The sequence below is a fragment of the Roseateles agri genome, assembly GCF_034043675.1.
GTDB lineage: Bacteria > Pseudomonadota > Gammaproteobacteria > Burkholderiales > Burkholderiaceae_C > KK5.
Genome location: NZ_JAXCLA010000003.1, coordinates 47,570 through 71,312 on the forward strand (window position 1 = coordinate 47,570; position 23,743 = coordinate 71,312).

The following is a 23,743-nucleotide window of genomic DNA, read 5'->3' on the forward strand; positions in this document are numbered from 1 at the left end:
TGAAAAGGGCCAGCGCTCGCTGTTCGGCGAGATCCTCGACTGGATGCTCGCGCCGCTGCTGCTGATCTGGCCGATCAGCGTGGCACTGACCTGGCTGGTCGCACAGGGCATCGCCAACAAGCCCTATGACCGGGAACTGGGCGAGATGGCGCGCACCCTGGGTCAGCAGGCGGTCTCGGCCGAGGTGCCGGCCGGGCGCAGCGGCCGCAACCGCTATGCGCTGGCGCCCGAGGCGGCGGCGCTGCTGCGGGCCGACGAAACGGACACCGTCTACTACCAGGTGCTGGGCCAGCGCGGCGAGCTGCTCAGCGGCGATGCCGATCTGCCGGTGCCGCAACAGTCCGACGACGATCCGGTCCCGCCCTGGGAGCTGCGCTACCGCGACGACGAGGTCGGCAACGAGCGGGTGCGCGTGGCCTATCTGTGGGCCGCGCCGCCGGCCGCGCCCGCCGCCACGGTGCTGATCCAGGTCGCCGAGACGCTCGGCAAGCGCTCGCGCCTGACCAACGAGATCATCAAGGGCGTGATCCTGCCGCAGTTCGTGATCCTGCCGCTGGCAGTGCTGCTGGTCTGGCTGGCGCTGGCGCGCGGCATCGCGCCGCTGAACGAGCTGCAGCGGCGCATCCGCTCGCGCGACAGCTCCGACCTGAGCCCGATCGACGAGCAGCGCATCCCCGACGAGGTCGCGCCGCTGGTGCGCGCCATCAACGACCTGCTGGCCCGGCTGGACCAGTCGATCAGCGCGCAGAAGCACTTCCTCGCCGATGCGGCACACCAGATGAAGACGCCGCTGGCGGGCCTGCGCACCCAGGCCGAATTCGCGCAGCGCGAGATCGACGAAGGCCGCAGCGATCCGGCGCAGCTGAAGCGCTCGCTGCAGCAGATCGCCCTGTCCAGCCAGCGCGCGGCGCACATGGTCAACCAGCTGCTGGCGATGGCGCGGGCCGAAGACCAGGAGCATGCGAAGCGCCGCAGCGAGGTCACCCTGCCCGAGATCGCCACCGAGACCGTGCGCGACTTCGTGCCGCGCGCGCTCGACAAGCGCATCGACCTCGGCTACGAAGGCCCCGACGCCGAGGCCAGCAGCCTGCGCGTGCTGGGCCATCCGCTGCTGATCCGCGAGCTGATCCGCAACCTGGTCGACAACGCGCTGCTCTACACGCCGCCGGGCGGCACGGTGACCGTGCGCATCGTCGAGGACCCGTTCGGCCAGGTCAGCGTGCTGCAGGTCGAGGACTCCGGGCCCGGCATTCCCGAGGCCGAGCGCGAGAAGGTGTTCCAGCCGTTCTACCGCGCGCTGGGCACCAATGTCGACGGCTCGGGCCTGGGCCTGGCGATCGTCCGCGAGATCGCCCAGCAGCACGAGGCGGAGATCACGCTGGATGACACCCGGCCGCGCAACGCTTCACCAGGGGCGCGCTTCACCATCCGGTTCCACGCCCATCCCGCCTAAGACTGGATCAGCCGCCGGCTCTTCGAGATCGACATCAAGAGGCCGAGGCCCACACCCAGCGTCACCATCGCCGTCCCGCCGTAGCTGATGAAGGGCAGGGGCACACCCACCACCGGCAGGATGCCGCTGACCATGCCCATGTTGACGAACACGTAGGTGAAGAAAGAGAGCGTCACCGCGCCCGCCATCAGCCGCGAGAACAAGGTCGGCGCATCGGAGGCGATGAAGAGCCCGCGCAGGATCAGCGCGGTGAAGCCGACCAGCAGGCCCAGCGCGCCGAACAGGCCGAACTCCTCGCCGAAGGCCGCGAAGATGAAGTCGGTGGTGCGCTCGGGGATGAACTCCAGGTGCGTCTGCGTGCCCTTCATGAAGCCCTTGCCGGTCATGCCGCCGGAGCCGATGGCGATCTCGCCCTGGATGATGTGGAAGCCCTTGCCCAGCGGGTCCTTGCTCGGGTCCAGCAGGGTGCAGATGCGGTTCTTCTGGTACTCGCGCAGCACCGGCCATTTGGCTTCGGGCTGGCAGATCTGGTCCTCGGTCATCACGACGGCGGTGATGGCCGCCGCGCCGACCACGAAGGCCGGGATGATCAGCCGCCACGACAGCCCGGCGAAGAAGATCACGTAGAGGCCGGCCGACAGCACCAGGATCGCCGTGCCCAGGTCCGGCTGCTTGGCGACGAGGCCCACCGGCACCGTCAGCAGCGCGAATGCGGCGATGAAGTCCGGCAGCCGCAACTGCCCCTCGCGCTTCTGGAACCACCAGGCCAGCATCAGCGGCATCGCGATCTTCAGCAGCTCCGAGGGCTGGATCACCACGCCGACGTTGAGCCAGCGCGTCGCGCCCTTGCGCGTGATGCCGAACACCGCCGTGGCCACCAGCAAGGTCACGCCCAGCGTGTACAGCGGTATGGCCAGCGCCATCATCCGCTGCGGCGGAATCTGCGCGACGACGAAGATGATGCCGATCGACAGGAAGGTGTTGCGCAGGTGATCGGGGAAGCGGGTGCCGCTGTCATAGCCGGCCGAGTACATGCAGATCAGGCCCAGCACCATCAGCCACAGGATGGCCAGGGACAGCGGCAGGTCGAAGCCGGCGAACCACGGCTTGATCCGCTGCCACAGGCTCGGCTTGTCGAACACATGGCTCATCGTGAAGCTCCTGAGGCCGGGGCCGAGGCGGCGGATGCCGCAGACGCAGCCGCCGCCGGCGCACTCGCCGCCTGGCCCGGCAGCGGCACGTCTTCCGCGCGGCGCGGCGGGCCGATCGGCGCGGAGGTCAGGCCCAGCTGGGTCTTGGCGATGTCTTCCTCGCTCGGGTAGGTGCCGGTCAGCACGTAGTCCATCACACGGCGCGCGATCGGCGCGGCCGCCGCGCCGCCGAAGCCGGCGTTCTCGACGATCAGCGCCACGGCGATCGTCGGGTGGTCCAGCGGGGCGAAGGCGATGTAGAGCGCGTGGTCGCGCTTGCGCTCGTCGGCCTTGATCGAGCTGTAGGTCTGGCCGGCCTTCAGGCCGACCGCCTGCGCGGTGCCGGTCTTGCCGCCGCTCTGGTACGGCGCGCCGGCGAAGACAGCACGCGAGGTGCCTTCCAGCGTCACGCCGTTCATCGCGTTGTGGATGATCGCCACGTCCGACGGCCTCAGTGGCAGCGGATCCAGCGCATCGCTGGCGACGCGGCGGTCTTCGTGATGGACCACGTCCTCGATGTCGCGCACCAGCCGCGGCTTGAAGCGCAGGCCGCCGGTGGACAGCGTGGAGACGGCCGTCGCCAGCTGCAGGATCGTGAAGTTGTTGTAGCCCTGGCCGATGCCCAGCGAGACGGTTTCGCCGGGGAACCACTTCTGCTGCTCAGGGCGCTTGAATTTCTTCTTCTTCCACTCGGTCGACGGCAGGTCGCCGGTGACCTCGCCCTGCAGGTCGATGTCGGTCTTGCGGCCGAAGCCGAAAGGCATCAGCTGGTCGTGGATCAGGTCCACGCCCATCTCGACGGCCAGGCTGTAGAAGTAGACGTTGGACGAGGTGACGATCGCCAGGCGCATGTCCTTCGGGCCGGCGCGGTCGCCCTCGGCCGAGCCGAAGTTGCGGCCGCCGAAGCTGTAGGTCAGGTTGTCCTGGATCACCAGGTGCGGGTCGCGCTTGCCGGTATTCAGCGCCGCCATCGCCATGTAGGGCTTGAAGGTGGAGCCCGGCGGATAGGTGCCGCGCAGCGCACGGTTCAGCAGCGGCTTGTCGATGTTCTCGTTCAGGTCGCGCCAGTTGTCGATGTCGATGCCGTCGACGAACAGGTTCGGATCGAAGGTGGGCTTGGACACGAAGGCCAGCACCTCGCCGTTGCGCGGATCGATCGCCACCAGTGCGCCGCGGCGCTCGCCGTAGAGCTGCTCCACCAGCGCCTGCAGCTTGATGTCGATCGACAGGTTCAGCGTGTTACCCGGCGTCGGCGGTCGGTGCGCCAGGCGGCGCACCGCGCGGCCGGCGGCGCTGGTCTCCATCTGCTCGAAGCCGGTCACGCCGTGCAGCTCGCGCTCGTACTGCTGCTCCAGGCCCAGCTTGCCGATGTATTCGGTGCCACGGTAGTTGGCGACGTCCTCTTCCTCCCAGTCGTCCATCGCCTTTTTCTCGGCGGTGTTGATGCGGCCGATGTAGCCCAGCAGATGGCTGCCGATCTCGCCGAAGGGATAGCTGCGGAACAGCCGCGCCTTGATCTCGACGCCGGGAAAGCGGAAGCGCTGCGCGGTGAAGCGTGCTACCTCGGCATCGCTCAGCTTGGTGCGGATCGGCAGCGACTCGAAGTTCTTGCTCTCCTCCAGCAGGCGCTTGAAGCGGCGCTTGTCGCGCGCCTGGATCTCGATGACCTTGCCGAGGTCCTCGATCGTCGCGTCGAGGTCGGTGACCTTGGTCGGCGTGATCTCCAGCGTGTAGGCCGAGTAGTTGCTGGCCAGCACGACGCCGTTGCGGTCCTTGATCAGGCCGCGGTTGGGCACGATCGGCACGACGGTGATGCGGTTGGCCTCGGCCCGGTCCTGCAGCGCCTCGTGCTGCATCACCTGCAGGTAGATCAGCCGCGCCACCAGCAGGCCGAAGCAGAACAGCACGAAGCCGGCCGCCGCCACAAGGCGCAGCCGGAAGCGCGAGAGTTCACGCTGGATGTTCTTGAGGACGGCCATCCGCGAGCGCTTACAGGGGGCGGTTCACGTCGCGGTCCGGAGCGCGGCGCTGCGGCGCCAGCAGCAGGACGCTGGCGACCGGCCACAGCAGCGCCTCGAGCAGCGGCGCCAGCACCAGGCCCCAGCCGGGCCACATGCCGCCGACCATCATCCGCACGACCAGCGCCAGCAGGTGCGCCAGCACGAACAGCGGCAGCACGTGCATCGCCTGCGTCGGCAGCCCGAACCAGGGCAGGCGCCGGTGCAGCGCGATCGCGCCGAAGCTCAGCAGGCTGTAGGACAGCGCGTGCTGGCCCAGCAGCGCGCCGTGGTGCACGTCGATCAGCAGGCCGAAGAAGAAGGCCCAGCCCACGCCGACGCGCCGCGGCTGGTGCACGCCCCAGAACACCAGCACCACGGCCAGCAGCTCGGGCATCCAGGGCACGCGGCCGAAGGGGATCATGTCCACCGTGAGCGCCACCAGCAGGGTGAACACGATGAACAGAGGGTTGGCCGGCAGCAGCAGCTGGTCCGAACCGCGTGGCATGATCATCGGGCGCCCTCGCCTTCCTTCGCGGCCTTGGACGCAGCGGCCTTCGCGGCGCGCGCTTCCTTGGCCTCGGCGCGCTTGGCGGACTTGATGTTCGCCTCCACCGCCGCCGCACTCGCCGCAGCGGTCTCGGCCTCGGCGCGGGTCGCCTCGAAGGCCTCCAGCGGCGCCAGCACCAGCACGTGGCGCGCGCTGTCGGCCTGCGCTACCGGCGCCAGGGTCACGCTGGCGAAGCTGGTGTCGCCGCGCCGCTCGACCTTGCTGACCTTGGCCACCGGCAGGCCCGCCGGGTAGACGCCGTCCAGGCCCGAGGTGGCCATCAGGTCGCCGACCTTGACGTCCGCATTGGCCGCCAGGAAGCGCAGTTCCATGCCGCTGCCGTCGGCCGCGCCGAAGGCGGCGTTGCGCTGCTGGGTGCGGGTGTTCAGCACGGGAATGGCGGCGTCCTTGTCGTTCAGCAAGGTGACCTCGCTGGACAGGGTATAGACCCGCGTCACCTGGCCCAGCACGCCGGCGTCATTGATCACCGGCGAGGCGAGCTTGACGCCGTCACGGCTGCCCCGGTCGATGACGACGCGGCGCGAGAACGGATCCGGCGCCTCGTACAGCACCTCGGCCGCCAGCGAGCTGACCGTCAGGGCAGGCCGCAGCTCCAGCAGCTTGCGCAGGCGTTCGTTCTCGGCCTGCAGCTGGGCGGCGCGCGACAGGCGCTCGGCCTGCTGCACGAGCTGCTGGCGCGCCAGGTTCTCGGCATCCATCGCGCGCTGGGTACCGCGCAGGTAATCGCCGGCGACGTCCCAGGCGTCGACCGGCGCCAGCAGCGCGCGCTCGACCGGGTGCATCGCCAGCGCCATCACGGCGCGCGCCGGCTGGGTCAGCTTCAGCTTTGCGTCGGCCACCATCAGGAAGATGGCCACGGCCGTGCAGAACGCCAGCTGCGTCAGCGCGGACGGGCCCTGACGGAAGAAGGGGGGCGGGGTGCGATCGAGGGTGCCGAGGGGCATGGCGGGAAAGACAGGTCGGATCGCAGGCTGGACGAAGGGGGCATCACCTGCCCCCACGGCATGGGCTTACTCCGAGGTGAAGATCGAGCCCAGGCGCTCCATGCGCTCCAGGGCCATCCCGCAACCGCGCACGACGCAGGTCAGAGGATCTTCGGCCACCAGCACCGGCAGACCGGTTTCCTCGGCCAGCAGGCGGTCCAGGTCGCGCAGCAGTGCGCCGCCGCCGGTCAGCATCATGCCGCGCTCGGCGATGTCGGCGCCCAGCTCTGGCGGGGTCTGTTCCAGCGCGTTCTTCACGGCGCTGACGATCTGGTTCAGCGGGTCGGTCAGCGCTTCCAGGATCTCGTTGGACGAGATCGTGAAGCTGCGCGGCACGCCTTCGGAGAGGTTGCGGCCCTTGACCTCCATCTCCTTGACCTCGGAGCCCGGGAAGGCGGAGCCGATGCTCTTCTTGATCGCCTCGGCCGTGGGCTCGCCGATCAGCATGCCGTAGTTGCGGCGGATGTAGTTGATGATGGCTTCGTCGAACTTGTCGCCGCCGACGCGGACCGAGCCCTTGTAGACCATGCCGCCCAGCGAGATGACGCCCACCTCGGTGGTGCCGCCACCGATGTCGACGACCATCGAGCCCGAAGCCTCGGCCACCGGCAGGCCGGCGCCGATCGCGGCGGCCATCGGCTCCTCGATCAGGTAGACCTCGCTGGCGCCGGCGCCCAGCGCCGATTCGCGGATGGCGCGGCGCTCGACCTGGGTGGAGCCGCAGGGCACGCAGATGATGATCCTCGGGCTCGGCTTGAGCATCTTCGAGTCGTGGACCATCTTGATGAACTGCTTGAGCATCTGCTCGGTGACGGTGAAATCGGCGATCACGCCGTCCTTCATCGGGCGGATGGCCTCGATGTTGCCGGGCACCTTGCCGAGCATGGCCTTGGCCTCGCGGCCCACCGCCTGGATGGTCTTCTTGCCGTTCGGACCGCCTTCATGGCGGATCGAGACGACGGAGGGCTCGTCGAGGACGATGCCCTTGCCGCGGACGTAGATCAGGGTGTTGGCGGTGCCGAGGTCGATGGCGAGGTCGGTCGAGAAGTAGCGACGCAGGGAAGAGAACATGGGCGTTTTTAGCGGCGCGCGGCCGGGCATCTGGGCCTGAGGCTGGAGATCGCCAGGGGGTGCGCGGTATGTTGTGCGGGTGAGCGGAGGAGGCGTGTCGGGACCCATAAGCGACGAGGCCGCCAAGCGTTGAACTCCGGCAGCCCCGATGCGCATGAGATAAGCGTAGATAATACCCGATCACCCCCCATTTGCCCGCTTGGGCGCTGCCCTTTTCACAGGGTTGCACCGCCGGAATCGGACGACTTTCCACATGGCCCTGACCCCACACGACGTGAGCCGCATCGCCCATCTGGCGCGGCTCGAACTGAAGGACGCCGAGAGCGCCAAGCTGCTGACCGAGCTGAACGGTTTCTTCTCGATCGTCGAGCAGATGAACGCCGTCGACACCAGCGGCGTCGAGCCGCTGTACACGCCGCTCTCCACGGTGCAGGAAGTGACTCTGCGCCTGCGCGAGGACGCGGTCAGCGAGACGAATCAGCGCGAGCTGAACCAGCGCAGCGCGCCGGCCGTCGAGGACGGCCTGTTCCTGGTCCCGAAGGTCATCGAGTGAGCGATATGAGTTCCGATCTGCACGCCGAAATTCACGAAAAGGGCGTCGCCGCCCTGAGCCGCGCGCTGGCCAGCCGCGAGGTCTCCAGCACCGAAATCACGAAACATCTTCTTGCGCGTGTTACCGCGCACGAGGCCCTCGGTGCCTTCCTTCACACCGACCCCGAAGCCTCGCTGGCCGCGGCCACTGCCGCCGACTCTCGCCGCGCCGCCGGCGAGACCGGCGCGCTGATCGGCGTGCCGCTGGCGCACAAGGACATCTTCGTCACGCGGGACATGCCGACCACCGCCGGCTCGAAGATCCTGGCCGACTACCGCAGCCCCTTCAACGCCACGGTGATCCAGCGCCTGATCGACGCCGGCACGGTGAGCCTGGGCAAGCTGAACTGCGACGAGTTCGCGATGGGCTCGGCCAACGAGAACTCGGCCTTCAAGCCGGTCAACAATCCCTGGGACGCCGGCCGCGTGCCGGGCGGTTCTTCGGGCGGCTCGGCCACCGCGGTGGCGGCGCGCCTGGTGCCCGCCTCCACCGGCACCGACACCGGCGGCTCGATCCGCCAGCCGGCCTCGTTCACCGGCATCACCGGCATCAAGCCGACCTACGGCGTCTGCTCGCGCTACGGGATGATCGCCTTCGCGTCGAGCCTGGACCAGGCCGGCCCGATGGCCCGCTCGGCCGAGGACTGCGCGCTGCTGCTGTCGGCGATGAGCGGCTTCGACGAGCGCGACGCCACCAGCGTCCAGCGCCCGCCGCAGGATTTCCACGCGCAGATGCTGCAGGCGCGCGAAGGCGCCAGCGCCGCGCAACCGCTGAAGGGCCTGCGCATCGGCCTGCCCAGGGAGTTCTTCCCCGAGGGCCTGGCCGGCGATGTGAACGCCGCCGTCCGCGCCGGCCTGCAGGAGCTGGAAAAGCTCGGCGCGACGCTGGTGGACGTCAGCCTGCCGCGCACGCAGCTGGCGATCCCCGTGTACTACATCATTGCCCCGGCCGAGGCGAGCTCGAACCTGAGCCGCTTCGACGGCGTCAAGTTCGGCCATCGCGCAGCCCAGTACGACGACCTGCTGGACATGTACAAGAAGACGCGCGCCGAAGGCTTCGGCGACGAGGTCAAGCGCCGGATCATGGTGGGCACCTACGTGCTCAGCGAGGGCTACTACGACGCCTACTACCTGCAGGCACAGAAGCTGCGCCGCATGATCGCCGACGACTTCCAGCAGTGCTTCACCCAGTGCGACCTGATCGCCGGCCCGGTGGCGCCGACCGTCGCCTGGAAGCACGGCGAGGGCAAGGACGACCCGGTCAAGGCCTACCTGGCCGACATCTTCACCTTGCCCGGCTCGCTGGCCGGTCTACCCGGCATGAGCGTGCCGGTGGGCTTCGGCGACGGCGGCATGCCGGTGGGCCTGCAGCTGCTGGGCAACTACTTCAAGGAAGGCCAGCTGCTGCATGCGGCACATGCGCTGCAGCAGGCCACCGATTGGCATCGGGCCGCTCCGTCGGGATTCTGAGTTATGACGACTGCTAAATTGATTCGCGGCTATGAAGTGGTGATCGGCCTGGAGAACCATGTCCAGCTGAGCACCGTCTCGAAGATCTTCTCCGGTTCGTCCACCGCTTTCGGCGCCGAGCCCAACACGCAGGCCTCGCCGGTGGACCTGGCGCTGCCGGGCACACTGCCGGTGCTGAACCGCGGCGCCGTCGAGCGGGCGATCCGCTTCGGCCTGTCGGTGGGCGCTAAGATCGCGCCGCTGTCGATCTTCGCCCGCAAGAACTACTTCTATCCGGACCTGCCCAAGGGCTACCAGATCAGCCAGTACGAGATCCCGGTGGTGCAGGGTGGCAAGCTGGACTTCTTCGTCGGCGACAAGAAGCACACGGTCAACCTGACCCGCGCCCACCTCGAAGAGGACGCGGGCAAGAGCCTGCACGAGGACTACCACGGCCAGAGCGGCATCGACCTGAACCGCGCCGGCACGCCGCTGCTGGAGATCGTCTCCGAACCCGACATGCGCTCCGGCGCCGAGGCGGCCGAGTACGCCAAGACGCTGCATGCGCTGGTGATGTGGCTGGGCATCTGCGACGGCAATATGCAGGAAGGCTCGTTCCGTTGCGACGTCAACGTCTCGGTGCGCAAGCCCGGCGAGCCCTACGGCACGCGCCGCGAGATCAAGAACCTGAACAGCTTCCGCTACCTGCTGCAGGCGGTGGACTACGAGGTCAACTGGCAGATCGACGAGATCGAGGACGGCCGCAAGATCCAGCAGGCCACGGTGCTCTTCAACCCCGACACCGGCGAGACCCGCGCGATGCGCAGCAAGGAAGACGCGGCCGACTACCGCTACTTCCCCGACCCCGACCTGCCGCCGCTGGTGATCGCGCCCGAGTGGGTGGAGCGTGTGAAGGGCGAGATGCCCGAGCTGCCCGGCGTGATGGCCGCCCGCTTCGAGAGCGCCGACGGCCTGCCGGCCTACGACGCGACGATGATGACGCAGAGCCTGTCGGTCGCCCGCTACTACGAGGCAGCGAAGGCCGCCGGCGCCACGCCCAAGCTGGCCGCCAACTGGATCATGGGCGAGATCTCGCGCCGCCTGAACGTCGAGGAACGCGACATCGCCGATGCGCCGGTCCCGGCCGCCACGCTGGCCCAGCTGATCGCGCGCATCCAGGACGGCACGATCTCGAACAACTCCGCCCGCCAGGTCTTCGAGGCGCTGTGGACCCGCGAGGGCAGCGAGGTCGACGCGATCATCGCGGCCAAGGACCTGAAGCAGTCCAACGACACCGGCGAGCTTGAACGCATCCTCGACGAGGTGCTGGCTGCGAACGCCAAGTCGGTCGAGGAGTTCCGCGCCGGCAAGGAAAAGGCCTTCAACGCGCTGGTCGGCCAGGCGATGAAGGCCACCAAGGGCAAGGCCAATCCGGCTGCGGTGAACGAACTGCTGAAGAAGAAGCTGGGCGGCTGAGGCCGGCTGGCCTGCCGTTTACTGGGCGCCGGTCGTCGTGATGACGGGCGCGTCGCCCAGGCTTCCCGGCGGCGCACCGCCCCACAGCTTCTTCAGGTGCGCCAGCTCCGCGTCGTAGCGCGAGTTGATGCGCACCAGCTCGGCCTTCTGGTTCTCGATCAGCTGCTGCTGCGCCTCGACGGCGGCATCGTTCGCGTCGAGCTGCTGCTTGAGCTTGCCCGGCAGCGGCTTGCCCTTGTAGAACTCGGCCTCGTCGAGCAGCGGCTTGCGTTCCAGGCCCAGGTCCTTGATGCGGCGCTCGGAGATGCGCATCGCCTTCTCGGCATCGTCCAGCGCGCCCTGCCGCGCGCGCTGGTGCGCCGGCTCGTTCGGGAAGCGCTGCATCAGGTTGCGGTCCCGGCGAACCGCGTCCGCCTGGGCGGCGCGGTCGGCGGCCAGCTTGCGGTCGCGCGTTTCCTTGGCCGCGCGCTCCTCGGGCGAGAGGAAGGGCGGGAGCACCGTGCGCAACGAGCCATCGGGGTTCAGCACGCGCTGCTCGCGCATCGAGCAATCGGCGATCGGCCGGTCGGACGTGAGCTTGCGGCCGTCGGGCGCCGTGCAGCTGTAAATCGCGCCCTTGCCGTTGTCACCGGCCTGGGCCCAGGCCGGGGCGGAGCCCAGCAGGTTGAAGAGGACAACAGTGGCGGCAGCGGCGGCGGTGTGGCGCATCAGACCCCGTAACGATCTCTATAGGCTTGGACGGCGGCCCGGGAAGCGCTGAGGCCGGTGTCGGTGGACGCATCCAGATACTGGAGCAAGTCTGCCAAGCCGGCAATCGCGCTCACCGGCAGTTGCAATTGCTGGGTGACGTACTGCACGGCAGACCAGGGCATGTCGACACCGTCCTGCGCCGCCTTCTCCTGGCGGTCCAGCGCGATCGACACGCCGCAGGGCGTGGCGCCGGCGGCGGTGATCATCGCGATCGATTCACGCACCGAGGTGCCGGCGGAGATCACGTCGTCGATGATCAGCACGCGGCCCTTGACCGGGGCACCGACCAGCGTGCCGCCCTCACCGTGGTCCTTCGCTTCCTTGCGGTTGTAGGCGAAGGGCTTGTTGTGGCCCAAGCGCGCCAGCTCGATCGACACCGCCGCGGCCAGCGTGATGCCCTTGTAGGCAGGGCCGAAAATCATGTCGAACTGGAAGCCCCGCTCCATGTCGGCCACCAGCCGCTGCGCGTAGAACTGCGCCAGGCGCATCAGCTTGGCGCCGTCGTCGAACAGGCCGGCGTTGAAGAAGTACGGGCTCATCCGGCCCGCCTTGGTCTTGAACTCGCCGAAGCGCAGCACACCCGCTTCGACCGCGAAGGCGACGAATTCCTGGGCCAGGGGATCGGGGGACGGAGCGGCGTTCATGCGGGATCAGCGGTAAGGGAATTAGGCATTGTAGGGGCCAAAAAAAGCCTGGTTTCCTCGCGGAAACCAGGCTTTGCAGGGGCCGGATGCGCGTCAGAACAGCGCTTTGAACTGCACGCCGTAGGTGCGCGGATCGTTGATGAAGCCGGTCAGGTTGTTGAAGTCGATGTCGCCCGTGTTCACGATCTTGTTCGTGATGTTGCGAACATAGGCCGCCACCTCGTATTTGCCGTTGTTCCAGATGTAGCCGCCACGCAGGCCACCTTCGGTCAGCGGCTTGCCGGTGAATTCAACAGACTTGTAGAGCGGCAGCAGCACGGAGCTGCGGTAGGTCCAGTCGGTGTAGACATAGACCTCGCTGCCGTCACTCAACGGGAAGCCATAGCGCAGGTTGAAATTGCCGACGTACTTCGGTGCATTGGGCAGCGGGTTGCCGTTGAGGTAGTAAGCACCGCTGGGCGCCGTCGGATTCAGCGGCGTGCAGCCGCCGCCGCAGGGACCAGCCGTCGCGTTGGGATCCTTGATCTTCGTGTCGTTGATCGATCCCGACAGATGGATCATCAGGTTGTCGATCGGCAGCAGGTCAAGATTCAGCTCGATGCCCCGGCCGGTAACCTTGTTGATACTCTGCACGCTATTGGAATTGGCATTGCCGCCGACCGAGGTCAGCTGCATGTTCTTCACGTCATAGCTGAACACATCGGCGGACAGCCGTGCGCGGCGATTCCAGAAATCGCTCTTGATACCAAGTTCATAGGAGGTCAGGGTCTCGGGACTCGCCGTGAGCAGCGTACCGCCGAAAGCCTCCTTCAAGCCTGCCGGAATAACGGCCGAGGCGCGAAAGCCGGTACCCACCTTGGCATAGACGTTCGTGCTCTTGTCCAGCGAGTAGACGGCCGAGGCGTCCCAGGTCCACTTGGAATCGTTGGTGCTGGCGCCAGAAGGATGCAGGGCCGTGCCATCGGAGTTCACGGTGGCGTCGACGGCCGTGCTGTTCAGCGTCTTCTTGTCGCGCGTGTAACGGGCACCGGCGGAGAGCTTGAAGTCAGGTGTCAGCTGATAGCCGACCGAGCCGAACACGGCGAACGCGCGATTGGTCTGGTGCGTGAACTCCTGGCAGTTCAGTGGAGCGCAGTTGATGTAGTCGATCGCCTGCCAGGTGTAGCGCTCGTCGAAGGCGAAGACACCGGTCTGCCAGCTCAGTGGACCGGGCGTCTTCGATTCCACGCGGACTTCCTGGCTCAGCTGGCGATGCCCGTGAAGCTCGTCCGAGGTTTCGACCGGGAAGGCGGCCGTGCCCAACTGCTGGTTGAGCGGCAAGAGCTTTGCCGGTGGCGTGGCAAAGTTGAAGGTGTAGTTGGCACCGCCGTCGACGTCACCGCGGCTGAACGGCTGTACCGTCTCGATGCCGGTGATCGAGTAGATTGCGACGTCAGGCAGGTCCCACTTCAGTCGCACGCTGCCGCCGGTTGCCTTCACCTTCTGCTCGTTCTTGCCATCGAAGGAAACCTTCTTCGGATCGAAGTCAGGGTTCAGGTCATTGGTGCCCGGAACGAGAATGCCGGCGCGGAACAAACGCGGGCTGCCGTCCAGGTCGCGATGGTGGATGTTGAACAGCGCGCTGAAGTCCCCGTTCTTGTACAGCGCTTGCAGCCGCAAGGCGAGGTCGGTGAAGCCCTCGGTCTTGGGCGTCTGGGCGTCCGGGAAAGTGTTAGTGACCCAGTTGCCGCGATGCTGGTCCTGGACCGAAATGCGCGCGGCCCAGTCGCCAGACAGCGGCAGATTGGCCGCCCCCTCAAGCGAGTAACTGCTCAGATTGCCGATGCCAACACTGACGTAGCCGTCCTGCTTCTGCGACGGCGCCACCGAATCAAACTTCACCACGCCGGCCGGCGTGTTGCGGCCGAACAGCGTGCCTTGCGGGCCGGCAATCACTTCGACGGCCTTCACGTCGAACACCGGGAAGCCCTTCAGGATCGGGTTCTCCTGCACCACGTCGTCGTAGATCAGCGAGACCGGCTGCGAGGCGTTCAGGTGGAAGTCGGTGTTGCCGTAGCCGCGGATGTAGAAGCGCGGGAAAGCGCGGCCGAACGAGGATTCGATGTTCAGGCTGGGCAGCCGGCCGGACAGCATGCGCACGTCCTGGCCGCTGGCGTTCAGCGCGTCAAGCGCATCGCCGCTGATCGTGGTGACGGCGGCTGGCACGTCCTTGATGTCCTCGACGCGGCGCTGTGCCGTGACGGTGACGGTGTCGAGCTGGCTCTTGTTGTCCTGCGCGGCGGCAGGCCAGGCGGCCAGGGCCAGTGCGAGGGATGCGGCCAGCTTGGCCCGCGAGAGCTTCGGATCGGTCATGGGGTTTTTCTCCGGTTCTTGACGTGACGCAACATTTAGCAATTAGCGCGCCACGGACCATGACAAGTCCAGTCGCTCGATGAGGTTGTTGGTAAAACCCGTCGCGGCGGCTGCGGCGATACTCCGCCTCCTCTTGACGTTTCCGCTCCGATTGCCATGCGCTTCATCACCGCCAACCTCAACGGCATCCGCTCCGCCGCCACCAAGGGCTTCTTCGACTGGCTGCCGCAGCAGCAGGCCGACGCCGTCGGCGTGCAGGAGGTCAAGGCCCAGCACGTGGACGTGGACGGCAAGTTCTGCACGCACGAAAAGCTGAAGGGCCATTTCCACTACGCCCAGAAGAAGGGCTACTCCGGCGTCGGCCTCTTCACGAACGAGGAACCGAGCGAGCTGGTCACCGGCATCGGCGTCGAGGAGTTCGACAACGAGGGCCGCTGGATCGAGAAGCGCTTCGACAAGCCGGGCCGCAAGCTGAGCCTGATCTCCTGCTACTTCCCCAGCGGCAGCAGCGGCCCCGAGCGGCAGGAAGCCAAATTCCGCTTCCTGGCCGAGATCTATCCGCGCCTGCTGGAGCTGAAGGCGCAGCGCGAATTCATCCTGGTGGCCGACGTCAACATCGCCCACAAGGAAATCGACCTGAAGAACTGGAAGGGCAATATGAAGAACTCGGGCTTCCTGCCCGAGGAGCGCGCGTGGCTCACGAAACTGTTCGCTGATGGGAAAGATGGGGCCGGCCTCGTCGACGTGTTCCGCACGCTCAACGACAAGCCCGAGCAGTACACCTGGTGGAGCAACCGCGGCCAGGCCTACGCGAAGAACGTGGGCTGGCGGCTGGACTACCACCTGGCCACGCCCGGCCTCGCCGCGCTGGCCAAGCGCGAGCACATCTATACCGAGAAGAAGTTCAGCGACCACGCGCCGCTGACGATCGACTACGACTTCAAGCTGTAGTCGCCGTCAGGCGACGTCCGTCGAACGCGTCACCGCCTCGTGGCGCGCGATGTCCGCCAGCCGGGTTTCGAGCTGCGCGCGCACCAGGGCCAGCGCGTCGCTGCCCAGCAGCAGTTGCTCCGGCGGCTGGGGCATCTCCAGCAGCTGCAGGATCGCTTCCCCGGCCTTGTCCGGATCGCCCAGTTGCTTGCCGCTCTTCTCGATGCGCGCACGGCGGACCGGATCGAAGACGGCGTCGTAGCCGGCGATGGCGCGGGACGAGCGCACCATCGAGCGGCCCGCCCAATCGGTCCGGAAAGACCCTGGCGCCACCGCCGTCACGGCGATGCCCAAGGCCTTCAGCTCCTTCGCCAGCGCGCCGGAAATGCCCTCCAGCGCGAACTTGCTGCCGCAGTAGTAGGCAATGCCGGGCATCGTGATCGTGCCGCCCATCGACGTGATGTTGACGATGTGCCCGCGGCGCCGGCCCCGCATGAAGGGCAGGAAGGCCCGGATGACGGCCACGGCGCCGAACACATTGACGTCGAACTGGCGCCGCAATTCGTCCAGCGGGGATTCTTCCAGCACGCCCTCGTGCCCGTAGCCGGCGTTATTGATCACGGCATCCACCGGGCCGATGCTCGACTCGATTTCGGCGGCCAGCGGCCCGATGGCTTCGAACTGGCTCACGTCCAGCAGGCGCGCATGCGCGCGGCCGCCCCAGGGCGCTTCGAATTCGGCTCGCGCCGCTTCGTTGCGCACCGTGCCGATGACCTGATGGCCGACCGAGAGGGAGGCATTCGCGATCGCGCGGCCGAGGCCGCTGCTGACGCCCGTGATGAAAAGTGTCTTGGAGGATTTCATGCCGCAAGCGTAGGGGCCGAGCCCGCCGCGGCCAACGGGTGTTCGTTTGCCATTCTTGCCCAATCCTATGAACGCTGGCAAGCAATCGGCCGACATTCGACATTTTCCATGCACACTGCGATGCCATGACGGAAGCAAGAACACGGATGGTGAGCCTGATGAAGGCGCTGGCACCGCACGAGGGCTACACGCTGACCTCGCTGCCCGATGTACGTTTTCTTCGCTCGAACCGGCCGCTCTCGACAACCCCCGTGCTCTACGAGCCAGGCATCGTGATCGTCTGCCAGGGCCGCAAGCGCGGCTTCTGGGCCGACAAGGTCTACCTCTACGACGCCCAGCACTACCTGGCGGTCTCGGTCCCCGTCCCGTTCACGATGGAGACCGACGCGACGGAAGACGAGCCGCTGCTGGCGATCTATCTGGGGCTCGATTTCGCCGTCGCGGGCGCCCTGGCCCTGGAGCTCGACGAGTTGATCGGCCCGTCATCGGCACCGCCGACGGGCATGGTGTCCACGCCGATGGACGAGCGGCTCGCAGCAACCGTCCTTCGCTTGCTGGAATGCATGACTTCCGCCCCCGAGACCGCCCTGCTCGGGCCGGCGATCGTCCGCGAGATCTACTTCCGGGTGTTGAGCGGCGAGCAGGGCCCGGCGATGCGCGCGGCGCTCGCAGGCCGCGGGCAGTTCGGCAAGATCGCCAAGGCGGTCCGGCGAATCCACACCGCCTTCCAGGACCGCCTGACGGTGGAGCGTCTGGCGGACGAGGCCGGCATGAGCATTCCGAGCTTCCACGCACACTTCCGGGCGGTGACCGACAGCTCCCCGATGCAGTACCTGAAGTCCGTTCGCCTGCATCGGGCGCGCCTGCTGATGCTGCGCAACGAGACAACGGCGGCGACCGCGAGCAGCGAGGTCGGCTACGAGAGCGCCTCGCAGTTCAGCCGCGAGTTCAAGCGGCTGTTCGGCCGGACACCGGGCGAGGAAGTGGCGCGGCTGAGATCAAGCTTCGCCATGCCGCAGATGGCTGGCCCGCAGCTCTGGGTCGCCTCGCACTGAAACTCGTTCAGCCCAGCTCGCCGCCGATCAGCTCCACGACCATCTCGTCCGTCAGCCGCATCGGCATCGCGCGGGCCGACAACAGGGCCACCACCGCATGCTCCTCGCGGGCGCTGTCGCGCATCATCGGCTTGAGTCGCGGCTCGCCGGCGGCGTTGGTGAGCGTGGCGACCAGAGGCAGGTGAGCCTTCTCGCCATTGCGCACGACGATGCCCAGCTCGCCCGAGGCCAGCCGCACCATGCTGCCCGGCGGGAAGACGCCGAAGGACTTGATCAGCGCGCCGGCCAGCGGGCTGGCCTCGGCGATCTGGTGCAGGTCGCGGCCGGCCTGCGCTGCGCTCATCGCGGGGCGGGTGGCGCGGCTGCTGAGCCGCGCGGTGTAGATGTCGGCGAAGCGCAGCATCTCGGCCAGCTCGCCGACCGCGGCCACGCCACGCGGGTAGCCGGAGCCGTCGGGCAGCTCGTGATGCTGCAGCACGGCATCGAGCCAGTCTTCATCGGTGATGCCACCGGCGCGCAGCATCTCGACGCTGCGCTGGGGATGCTCGTGGATCGCTTCGCGCTGCTTGGCGGTCAGCGGCGAAACCTGGTTCGCCAGCCGCGCCTGCAGCTCCAGCATCGAGATGTTCATCGTCAGCGCGGCCTGGAAGGCACGGCGCTGGTCGGTGGGCTGCCAGCCCAGGTAGCGCGCGGCCGCCAGGCAGGCCGTGGCCGCGTGGATCGAATGGCTGACGCCGTAGTGCGGGCCGCCGCCGTCGGACTGGCGCACGATCTGCGACAGCGCCACCTCGGGCGAGAAATCGATCAGCGACAACAGCAGGTCGGTCGCACCGTGCAGCGAACCCGCCAGTTGGGCGGCCGGCATCGCGAGGGCCTGACGCACGTCGTTGGTGTGCTGCTCCCAGTCGGCACTCAGGCGCGCCAGGCGGCGGGCAGGCCGCTCGCTGCGCCCACCCTGCTGCATCGAGGCGGCCAGCTCGTCGATCTCGACGACCGCACCGCGCCGGAACAGCGCTTGCAACTGCGCCTCGTCGGCGATCACCTGGCCACGGGCAAGCAGCAACATGTGGGCCGAATCGCGCACGCTGAACGGCAGCGGCTCGCCGAGCACGACGCGATTCTTGACCGAGGACAGGGAGCAAACGCGCATTGACAGGTGGCGGACTGGCAGCGGGAGCCGAAGTCGCGGGACTTTACCGCGATTGTTACGGTTGCTAACGCGGAAACTCCACGGACATGTGGAAGTCGGATTTCAGCACCGACGCCCTTCAGTCCTTGCCGTGACAGGCGCAGGCCTCGCCATGCGCCGCCGCCACCAGTTCCTCGAGGATGCCGCAGCCGTGGGCCGCGTGGTCGGCATCGCAACGCGCCTTCAGCGCCACCAGTTGCTGCTCCAGCGCCTTCATGCTGGCCAGCCGTGCGCGCACGCGGCCGAGCTGGGCGTCGACCAGGCCGTCGACGCTGGCGAGCCGCGCCGGATCCTGGGTGTCGAGGCTCTCCAGCAGCTGCGTCACGTCGGCCAGCGGCATGTCCAGCGCGCGGCAGTGGCGGATGAAGGCCAGCCGCTCCAGATGTGGCTGCGTGTAGTCGCGATAGCCGTTGTCGCTGCGGGCGGGGCCGGGCAGCAGGCCGCTCTTCTCGTAGAAGCGGATGGTTTCGATGTCGACGCCGGTAGCGCGACTGAGTTCGCCGATGCGCATGATGGTTCACAGGATAGCGGCTTGACTCTGGAGTAACTACAGGCTGTGCAATGACCCCATGTCAGCGAAGCACGAACACCATCACCACGATCACGGGCACGACGCCTGCTGCGGCGACCACGACCACGGGCACGACCATGGCCACGCGCACGCCCCGGCCGCGTCCTCGCCAGCACCCAGCGCTGTCGCAGCCGGCGCCGAGCGCAGCCGGCTTTTCATCGCCGGCATGGACTGTCCGACGGAAGAGCAACTGCTGCGCACCGCCCTGGGCTCGCTCCCGGGCGTCTTGGACCTGCATTTCGACCTGATCGGCCGCGTGCTGGCCGTCGATCACGACCAGCGCATCGCGCACCCGACCCTGCTGCGCGCGGTGGCCGGCGTCGGCATGACGGCCCAAGTGCTGCAGGAGGACCGCCCCGCGCCGCCGGCGCCACCCGCCGTGCCGATGGCATTGCGCTGGCGCATGGCCGCGGCCGGCGTGGCAGCCATTGCCGCCGAGGTAACGGCCTACGTCAGCGGCGTCGAGAACTCGCCCGTGGTGATCGCCCTGGCATTGGCGGCCACGCTGCTGGGCGGCCTGCCGACCTTGCGCAAGGGCGCGATCGCGCTGCGTCGCGGCGCGCTGAATATTCACCTGCTGATGAGCCTGGCCGTGATCGGCGCGATCGCGCTGGGCCAATGGCCCGAGGCGGCGATGGTCGTCTGGCTGTTCGGCCTGGCCGAGATGATCGAGGCGCTGAGCCTGGCGCGAGCGCGCCGCGCGATCCAGGCGATGGAAGCGCTGGCGCCCGAGCAGGCGCCGGTGCAGCAGCCAGACGGCACCTGGCTGTCGCAACCGGTGGCGAGCCTGACGATCGGCGCGCGGCTGCGCGTGCGGCCGGGCGAGCGGGTGGCGCTGGACGGCGTGGTGGAAGCCGGCGAGTCGAGCGTGGACGAGGCCGTCATCACCGGCGAGAGCCTGCCGCGCGCCAAGGCAGCGGGCGACCCGCTGCTAGCCGGCAGCATCAACAGCGGCGCCGGCCTGCTGGAGTACCGCGCCAGCGCCGCACCCGGCGGCACGCTGCTGGACCGGATGGCCACCGCCGTGCAGCAGGCCGCCGCGCAGCGCGCGCCGACGCAGGCCTTCATCGACCGCTTCGCCCGCATCTACACGCCGCTGGTCGTGCTCGGCGCGCTGGCGCTGGCCGGCCTCGCGCCGCTGCTGCTGAACGAGCCGTTCACGCCCTGGATCTACCGGGCGCTGGTGCTGCTGGTGATCGCCTGCCCCTGCGCGCTGGTGATCTCGGTACCGGTGACGATCGTCAGCGGCCTCACCGCCGCGGCACGGCGCGGCATGCTGATCAAGGGCGGGCTGTACCTGGAGCAGGCGCGGCGGCTGAAGACCATCGCGCTCGACAAGACCGGCACGCTGACCGAGGGCCGGCCGGTGCTGACCGACGTGCTGCCGCTGGCCGAGCTCGGCCGCGACGAGGTGCTGCGCATCGCCGCCAGCCTCGATGCGCTGTCCACCCACCCGGCGGCGGCGGCCATCGTCGCCGGCCACGCAGGTGCCCTGGACGAGGTGGCGGATTTCGCCTCGCTGAGCGGCCGCGGCGTGCAAGGCCGCATCGGCGGCGTCGCGTATTCGCTCGGCAGCCCGCGCTGGCTCGGCGAGCCGGCACAGGCGGCGGAACTGGAAGCGCAGGGCAAGACGGTCGTCGTGCTGACGCGTGGAGATTCGCCCTTGGCACTGCTGGCTGTGGCCGACACGCTGCGGCCGCACAGCATCGAAGCGGTCGCCAAACTGCGCGCGCTGGGCGTCAACGTCGCGCTGCTCAGCGGCGACAACTCGCGCACGGTGGCCGCGATCGCCAAGGACCTGGGCATCGCCGACTTCCGCGCCGAGCTGTTGCCCGAAGACAAGCTCACCGCCGTCGTGCAGCTCCCCGGCCCGGTGGCGATGGTGGGCGACGGCGTCAACGACGCGCCGGCGATGGCGCGCGCCGACATCGGCATCGCAATGGGCGCCGGCGGCACGGCCGTGGCGCTGGAGACGGCCGACATCGCGCTGATGCAGGACGACCTGCGCCGCCTGCCCGAGCTGATCGCGCTGTCGCAGCGCACGGCCGGCGTGCTGACGCAGAACATCGCCGTCGCGCTGGGCCTGAAGTTCGCCGTGCTGGCGCTCACGCTGGCCGGCTTCGGCTCGCTGTGGCTGGCGGTGTTCGCCGATGCCGGCGCCAGCCTGCTGGTGGTGCTGAACGGGCTGCGGATGCTGCGGGAAACCCCCGATAGGGCGCCGCCGGCCTGAGCCCGGCGCCCGGCGACAATTCCGGCCTCACGACCGGCCCGCCACGAGCGGGCCGGTCCAACATCTGGAGTACCGCCTTGACCACGACATCCGCCGGCTCATCACCGCACGGCACCATCCTCGGCCACCCGGACAGCCTGTTCGTCCTGTTCTTCACCGAGATGTGGGAGCGCTTCTCCTACTACGGCATGCGCGCGCTGCTGGTGCTGTTTCTCGTGTCCACCGCGGCCAAGGGCGGCTGGGGCTGGAGCCGCGAGGAAGCGACCTCGCTGTACGGCTGGTACACGGGCCTGGCCTATGCCACGCCGATCCTCGGCGGCTACCTGGCCGACCGTTTTCTGGGCACGCGCCGCGCGGTGCTGATCGGCGGCTTCATCATCGCCGCCGGCCACATCTCGCTGTTCCTCGACACCATCGTCTCGTTCTACGCGGGTCTCTCGCTGATCATCGCGGGCACGGGCCTCTTGAAGCCGAACATCTCGGCCATCGTCGGCCAGCTCTACAACAAGGACAACGAGCAGGGCCGCGATGGCGGCTACACGCTGTTCTACATGGGCGTGAACGCAGGTGCCTTCTTCGGCATCTCGCTGTGCGGCTACATCGGCGAGAAGATTTCCTGGAACCTCGGCTTCGGCCTGGCCGGCGTGTTCATGATCCTGGGCGCGCTGCAGTTCTGGTTCGGCCAGAAGATCTTCGGCTCGATCGGCGACGTGCCCAGCGCCGAGAGCCGCGCCGCCGTCGCCGCCTCGCGCGATGACGAAGGCCCGGCCCACGTCGTGCGCGACCGCCTGGTCGCCATCGGCGTGTTCTCCTTCTTCACGATCTTCTTCTGGTTCGCCTTCGAGCAGGCCGGCGGCTCGATGACCATCTTCGCGGCCGACTACACCGACCGCACGCTGGTCGGCACCGGTGGCTTCATCTTCAAGGTCATCAACAGCCTGATGACGCTCATCCCGGCGGCCATCCTCTCCTGGCTGTGGATCAAGCTGGCCAAGGCCACCGGCGGGCGCATCGCCTCGTCCAACGCCGTGCTGGCGCTGGCGCTGCTGCTGATCTGGGGCCTGTCGCTGTGGATGCTGGGCCGCGAGTTCTCGCTGGAGCAGTCCGAAGTGCCCGCCACCTGGTTCGGCGTGCTGAACTCCTTCTTCCTGGTGATCCTGGCGCCCTACTTCACGAAGATGTGGGACCAGTGGTGGAACCCCAGCGGCCCGATCAAGTTCGGCATGGGCCTGGTCCTGCTGGGCCTGGGCTTCGCCGCGCTGTCCTACGGCTCGGCCGGCATCGCCCCGGGCGCCAAGACCGCGCATGTCAGCATGGTGTTCCTGTGCATCGCCTATCTATTCCACACGATGGGCGAACTGACCCTGTCGCCGGTGGGCCTCAGCTACATCTCGCGCCTGGCTCCGGCCCGCCTGCTGGGCCTGATGTTCGGCATCTGGTTCCTGAACACCTCGATCGCCAACAAGCTCGCCGGCGCCACCGGCAGCTATATCGACCACATCTCCGAGACCTACTCGATGTCCACCTTCTTCCTGATCTTCACGCTGATCCCGATCGGCGCGGGGCTCGTGATGATGCTGCTGAACAAGTGGATGCTCGGAAAGATGCACGGCATCCGCTGATCTCTACTGCTCGGGCGCCAGCCCCTGCTCCTGCGCCGCCTTCATCGCCTCGCGCCACAGGCGCGCCGGCACGAAGGTGCGGAGCTGCTCCATCGCCTTGTCGACCAGCTTCGGGTGCAGCTCGTGGCCGATGCCGGGGAGCACATCGGCGGTGACGTCGGCGCCGAGCGCCATCAGCTGCTTCGCGGCGTCGACCACCAGCCGGTAGGGCAGCACCTCGTCCTTGGTGCCGTGCAGCAGGTGCACGCTGACCTGATCGGGCGCGGCCTCGGGCAGGGTGGCGTAGCGGCTGCCGATGGCGATCACACGGCCGGCGAGCTGCGGTTCGGCCTGCACGGCTTCCAGCGCGACGATGCCGCCTTGCGAAAAGCCGGCGAGCGCCACCAGCGGCCAGTCGAGCTCGAAATGAGCCGCCCAGGCGCGCACGCGGGTGACCAGCGCCGGCAGCGCGGCGGCCACGCGGGCGGCGCGGTTGCCGTCGTCGATGTCGGTGGACGAGAACCACTGGAAGCCCCGGCCTTCACCGCGATCGAACTCGTGCGGCGCGTTCAGCGAGACGATGGCCGCCTGCGGGTACTGCGCGCGCAGCGCCGCGTCCAGCGGTGCCATCTGCGCGGCTTCCATGCCGACGCCGTGCAGCAGCACGAACAGCAGCTGCGGCTTTTGCCCTTGCGCGGGAAGGCTGACGATGGCGCGGGGATCGCTGGTGCTCATGGCGATGAAGGATTTATTCGTTACGTTTGCAGCGCCGCATT

The 23,743-nt window shown here is 68.1% G+C and carries 20 protein-coding genes; 8 read left to right on the forward strand and 12 right to left on the reverse strand.

Annotated elements, in window-relative coordinates:
* Nucleotides 1-43 precede the first annotated feature (43 nt).
* The gene (locus tag SNE35_RS08335; RefSeq protein ID WP_320423142.1) at nt 44-1,453 is read left to right on the forward strand and encodes a sensor histidine kinase; all 1,410 of its coding nucleotides are present in this window, start codon (nt 44-46) and stop codon (nt 1,451-1,453) included.
* On the opposite strand, the gene rodA is transcribed toward SNE35_RS08335, so the two are convergent.
* From rodA to SNE35_RS08360, 5 genes are all read right to left on the reverse strand, one after another.
* Nucleotides 1,450-2,604: a rod shape-determining protein RodA gene (gene rodA / locus SNE35_RS08340; protein WP_320422431.1), complete on the reverse strand. Its 1,155-nt coding sequence runs from the start codon at nt 2,602-2,604 to the stop codon at nt 1,450-1,452. The two genes, SNE35_RS08335 and rodA, sit on opposite strands and share 4 nt — an antisense overlap.
* Entirely contained in the window at nt 2,601-4,622 is a 2,022-nt protein-coding gene (mrdA, locus tag SNE35_RS08345) for a penicillin-binding protein 2 (protein WP_320422432.1), read from the reverse strand. Before mrdA ends, rodA begins: the two co-directional genes overlap by 4 nt.
* Nucleotides 4,623-4,632: 10 nt before the next feature.
* Complete coding sequence (gene mreD, locus SNE35_RS08350; protein WP_320422433.1) at nt 4,633-5,154, reverse strand: rod shape-determining protein MreD; 522 nt, start codon at nt 5,152-5,154, stop codon at nt 4,633-4,635.
* On the reverse strand, nt 5,151-6,155 hold the full coding sequence (gene mreC / locus SNE35_RS08355) for a rod shape-determining protein MreC (protein ID WP_320422434.1): 1,005 nt from the start codon (nt 6,153-6,155) through the stop codon (nt 5,151-5,153). The genes mreD and mreC overlap by 4 nt, the downstream gene beginning before the upstream one ends.
* 66 nt (nt 6,156-6,221) lie before the next feature.
* Nucleotides 6,222-7,265, reverse strand: a complete 1,044-nt coding sequence (locus SNE35_RS08360; RefSeq protein ID WP_320422435.1) for a rod shape-determining protein — start codon at nt 7,263-7,265, stop codon at nt 6,222-6,224.
* A gap of 253 nt (nt 7,266-7,518) precedes the next feature.
* On the opposite strand from SNE35_RS08360, the gene gatC reads away from it, so the two are divergent.
* The 3 genes from gatC to gatB are packed head-to-tail and all read left to right on the forward strand — an operon-like array spanning nt 7,519 to nt 10,781.
* On the forward strand, nt 7,519-7,818 hold the full coding sequence (gatC, locus tag SNE35_RS08365) for an Asp-tRNA(Asn)/Glu-tRNA(Gln) amidotransferase subunit GatC (protein WP_320422436.1): 300 nt from the start codon (nt 7,519-7,521) through the stop codon (nt 7,816-7,818).
* A 5-nt stretch (nt 7,819-7,823) separates the two neighbouring features.
* A complete protein-coding gene (gene gatA / locus SNE35_RS08370) occupies nt 7,824-9,326 on the forward strand; it encodes an Asp-tRNA(Asn)/Glu-tRNA(Gln) amidotransferase subunit GatA (protein WP_320422437.1) in 1,503 nt (500 codons plus the stop codon).
* A gap of 3 nt (nt 9,327-9,329) precedes the next feature.
* Nucleotides 9,330-10,781, forward strand: a complete 1,452-nt coding sequence (gatB, locus tag SNE35_RS08375) for an Asp-tRNA(Asn)/Glu-tRNA(Gln) amidotransferase subunit GatB (protein ID WP_320422438.1) — start codon at nt 9,330-9,332, stop codon at nt 10,779-10,781.
* 18 nt (nt 10,782-10,799) lie between these two features.
* Here gatB and SNE35_RS08380 read toward each other — a convergent pair whose 3' ends face one another.
* The 3 genes from SNE35_RS08380 to SNE35_RS08390 all read right to left on the reverse strand — a co-directional run bounded on the left by SNE35_RS08380 (nt 10,800) and on the right by SNE35_RS08390 (nt 14,527).
* Nucleotides 10,800-11,489: a hypothetical protein gene (locus SNE35_RS08380; RefSeq protein ID WP_320422439.1), complete on the reverse strand. Its 690-nt coding sequence runs from the start codon at nt 11,487-11,489 to the stop codon at nt 10,800-10,802.
* Nucleotides 11,489-12,175: an orotate phosphoribosyltransferase gene (gene pyrE / locus SNE35_RS08385; protein ID WP_320422440.1), complete on the reverse strand. Its 687-nt coding sequence runs from the start codon at nt 12,173-12,175 to the stop codon at nt 11,489-11,491. The genes SNE35_RS08380 and pyrE overlap by 1 nt, the downstream gene beginning before the upstream one ends.
* A gap of 93 nt (nt 12,176-12,268) precedes the next feature.
* Nucleotides 12,269-14,527 (reverse strand): TonB-dependent receptor, encoded by a 2,259-nt coding sequence (locus SNE35_RS08390; protein ID WP_320422441.1) that lies wholly within the window; start codon nt 14,525-14,527, stop codon nt 12,269-12,271.
* A 156-nt stretch (nt 14,528-14,683) separates the two neighbouring features.
* On the opposite strand from SNE35_RS08390, the gene SNE35_RS08395 reads away from it, so the two are divergent.
* Complete coding sequence (locus tag SNE35_RS08395) at nt 14,684-15,478, forward strand: exodeoxyribonuclease III (RefSeq protein ID WP_320422442.1); 795 nt, start codon at nt 14,684-14,686, stop codon at nt 15,476-15,478.
* Nucleotides 15,479-15,484: 6 nt separating this feature from the next.
* Here SNE35_RS08395 and SNE35_RS08400 read toward each other — a convergent pair whose 3' ends face one another.
* Nucleotides 15,485-16,321, reverse strand: a complete 837-nt coding sequence (locus SNE35_RS08400) for an oxidoreductase (RefSeq protein WP_320422443.1) — start codon at nt 16,319-16,321, stop codon at nt 15,485-15,487.
* Between the two features lie 125 nt (nt 16,322-16,446).
* Between SNE35_RS08400 and SNE35_RS08405 the strand changes: the two genes are divergently transcribed.
* Complete coding sequence (locus SNE35_RS08405; RefSeq protein WP_320422444.1) at nt 16,447-17,376, forward strand: AraC family transcriptional regulator; 930 nt, start codon at nt 16,447-16,449, stop codon at nt 17,374-17,376.
* 7 nt (nt 17,377-17,383) lie between these two features.
* Here the strand turns inward: SNE35_RS08405 and SNE35_RS08410 are convergent, their stop codons facing one another.
* Together SNE35_RS08410 and SNE35_RS08415 are read right to left on the reverse strand one after the other, a co-directional pair.
* Nucleotides 17,384-18,526, reverse strand: a complete 1,143-nt coding sequence (locus SNE35_RS08410; protein ID WP_320422445.1) for an HD-GYP domain-containing protein — start codon at nt 18,524-18,526, stop codon at nt 17,384-17,386.
* Nucleotides 18,527-18,644: 118 nt separating this feature from the next.
* On the reverse strand, nt 18,645-19,076 hold the full coding sequence (locus tag SNE35_RS08415; protein ID WP_320422446.1) for a Cd(II)/Pb(II)-responsive transcriptional regulator: 432 nt from the start codon (nt 19,074-19,076) through the stop codon (nt 18,645-18,647).
* A 58-nt stretch (nt 19,077-19,134) separates the two neighbouring features.
* On the opposite strand from SNE35_RS08415, the gene SNE35_RS08420 reads away from it, so the two are divergent.
* On the forward strand, nt 19,135-21,366 hold the full coding sequence (locus SNE35_RS08420; RefSeq protein WP_320422447.1) for a heavy metal translocating P-type ATPase: 2,232 nt from the start codon (nt 19,135-19,137) through the stop codon (nt 21,364-21,366).
* Nucleotides 21,367-21,443: 77 nt separating this feature from the next.
* Nucleotides 21,444-22,988 (forward strand): peptide MFS transporter, encoded by a 1,545-nt coding sequence (locus SNE35_RS08425; protein WP_320422448.1) that lies wholly within the window; start codon nt 21,444-21,446, stop codon nt 22,986-22,988.
* Nucleotides 22,989-22,991: 3 nt separating this feature from the next.
* Here SNE35_RS08425 and ypfH read toward each other — a convergent pair whose 3' ends face one another.
* Nucleotides 22,992-23,702, reverse strand: coding sequence for an esterase (gene ypfH / locus SNE35_RS08430; RefSeq protein ID WP_320422449.1), 711 nt, complete (start codon nt 23,700-23,702; stop codon nt 22,992-22,994).
* Nucleotides 23,703-23,743 lie beyond the last annotated feature (41 nt).

What these genes read in the sequence shown, in the direction of transcription:
- SNE35_RS08335 (WP_320423142.1), top strand. Translation starts at nt 44, where the DNA reads ATGCTCGCGCCGCTGCTGCTGATCTGGCCGATCAGCGTGGCACTGACC.
- rodA (WP_320422431.1), bottom strand. Translation starts at nt 2,604, where the DNA reads ATGAGCCATGTGTTCGACAAGCCGAGCCTGTGGCAGCGGATCAAGCCG.
- mrdA (WP_320422432.1), bottom strand. Translation starts at nt 4,622, where the DNA reads ATGGCCGTCCTCAAGAACATCCAGCGTGAACTCTCGCGCTTCCGGCTG.
- mreD (WP_320422433.1), bottom strand. Translation starts at nt 5,154, where the DNA reads ATGATCATGCCACGCGGTTCGGACCAGCTGCTGCTGCCGGCCAACCCT.
- mreC (WP_320422434.1), bottom strand. Translation starts at nt 6,155, where the DNA reads ATGCCCCTCGGCACCCTCGATCGCACCCCGCCCCCCTTCTTCCGTCAG.
- SNE35_RS08360 (WP_320422435.1), bottom strand. Translation starts at nt 7,265, where the DNA reads ATGTTCTCTTCCCTGCGTCGCTACTTCTCGACCGACCTCGCCATCGAC.
- gatC (WP_320422436.1), top strand. Translation starts at nt 7,519, where the DNA reads ATGGCCCTGACCCCACACGACGTGAGCCGCATCGCCCATCTGGCGCGG.
- gatA (WP_320422437.1), top strand. Translation starts at nt 7,824, where the DNA reads ATGAGTTCCGATCTGCACGCCGAAATTCACGAAAAGGGCGTCGCCGCC.
- gatB (WP_320422438.1), top strand. Translation starts at nt 9,330, where the DNA reads ATGACGACTGCTAAATTGATTCGCGGCTATGAAGTGGTGATCGGCCTG.
- SNE35_RS08380 (WP_320422439.1), bottom strand. Translation starts at nt 11,489, where the DNA reads ATGCGCCACACCGCCGCCGCTGCCGCCACTGTTGTCCTCTTCAACCTG.
- pyrE (WP_320422440.1), bottom strand. Translation starts at nt 12,175, where the DNA reads ATGAACGCCGCTCCGTCCCCCGATCCCCTGGCCCAGGAATTCGTCGCC.
- SNE35_RS08390 (WP_320422441.1), bottom strand. Translation starts at nt 14,527, where the DNA reads ATGACCGATCCGAAGCTCTCGCGGGCCAAGCTGGCCGCATCCCTCGCA.
- SNE35_RS08395 (WP_320422442.1), top strand. Translation starts at nt 14,684, where the DNA reads ATGCGCTTCATCACCGCCAACCTCAACGGCATCCGCTCCGCCGCCACC.
- SNE35_RS08400 (WP_320422443.1), bottom strand. Translation starts at nt 16,321, where the DNA reads ATGAAATCCTCCAAGACACTTTTCATCACGGGCGTCAGCAGCGGCCTC.
- SNE35_RS08405 (WP_320422444.1), top strand. Translation starts at nt 16,447, where the DNA reads ATGACGGAAGCAAGAACACGGATGGTGAGCCTGATGAAGGCGCTGGCA.
- SNE35_RS08410 (WP_320422445.1), bottom strand. Translation starts at nt 18,526, where the DNA reads ATGCGCGTTTGCTCCCTGTCCTCGGTCAAGAATCGCGTCGTGCTCGGC.
- SNE35_RS08415 (WP_320422446.1), bottom strand. Translation starts at nt 19,076, where the DNA reads ATGCGCATCGGCGAACTCAGTCGCGCTACCGGCGTCGACATCGAAACC.
- SNE35_RS08420 (WP_320422447.1), top strand. Translation starts at nt 19,135, where the DNA reads ATGTCAGCGAAGCACGAACACCATCACCACGATCACGGGCACGACGCC.
- ypfH (WP_320422449.1), bottom strand. Translation starts at nt 23,702, where the DNA reads ATGAGCACCAGCGATCCCCGCGCCATCGTCAGCCTTCCCGCGCAAGGG.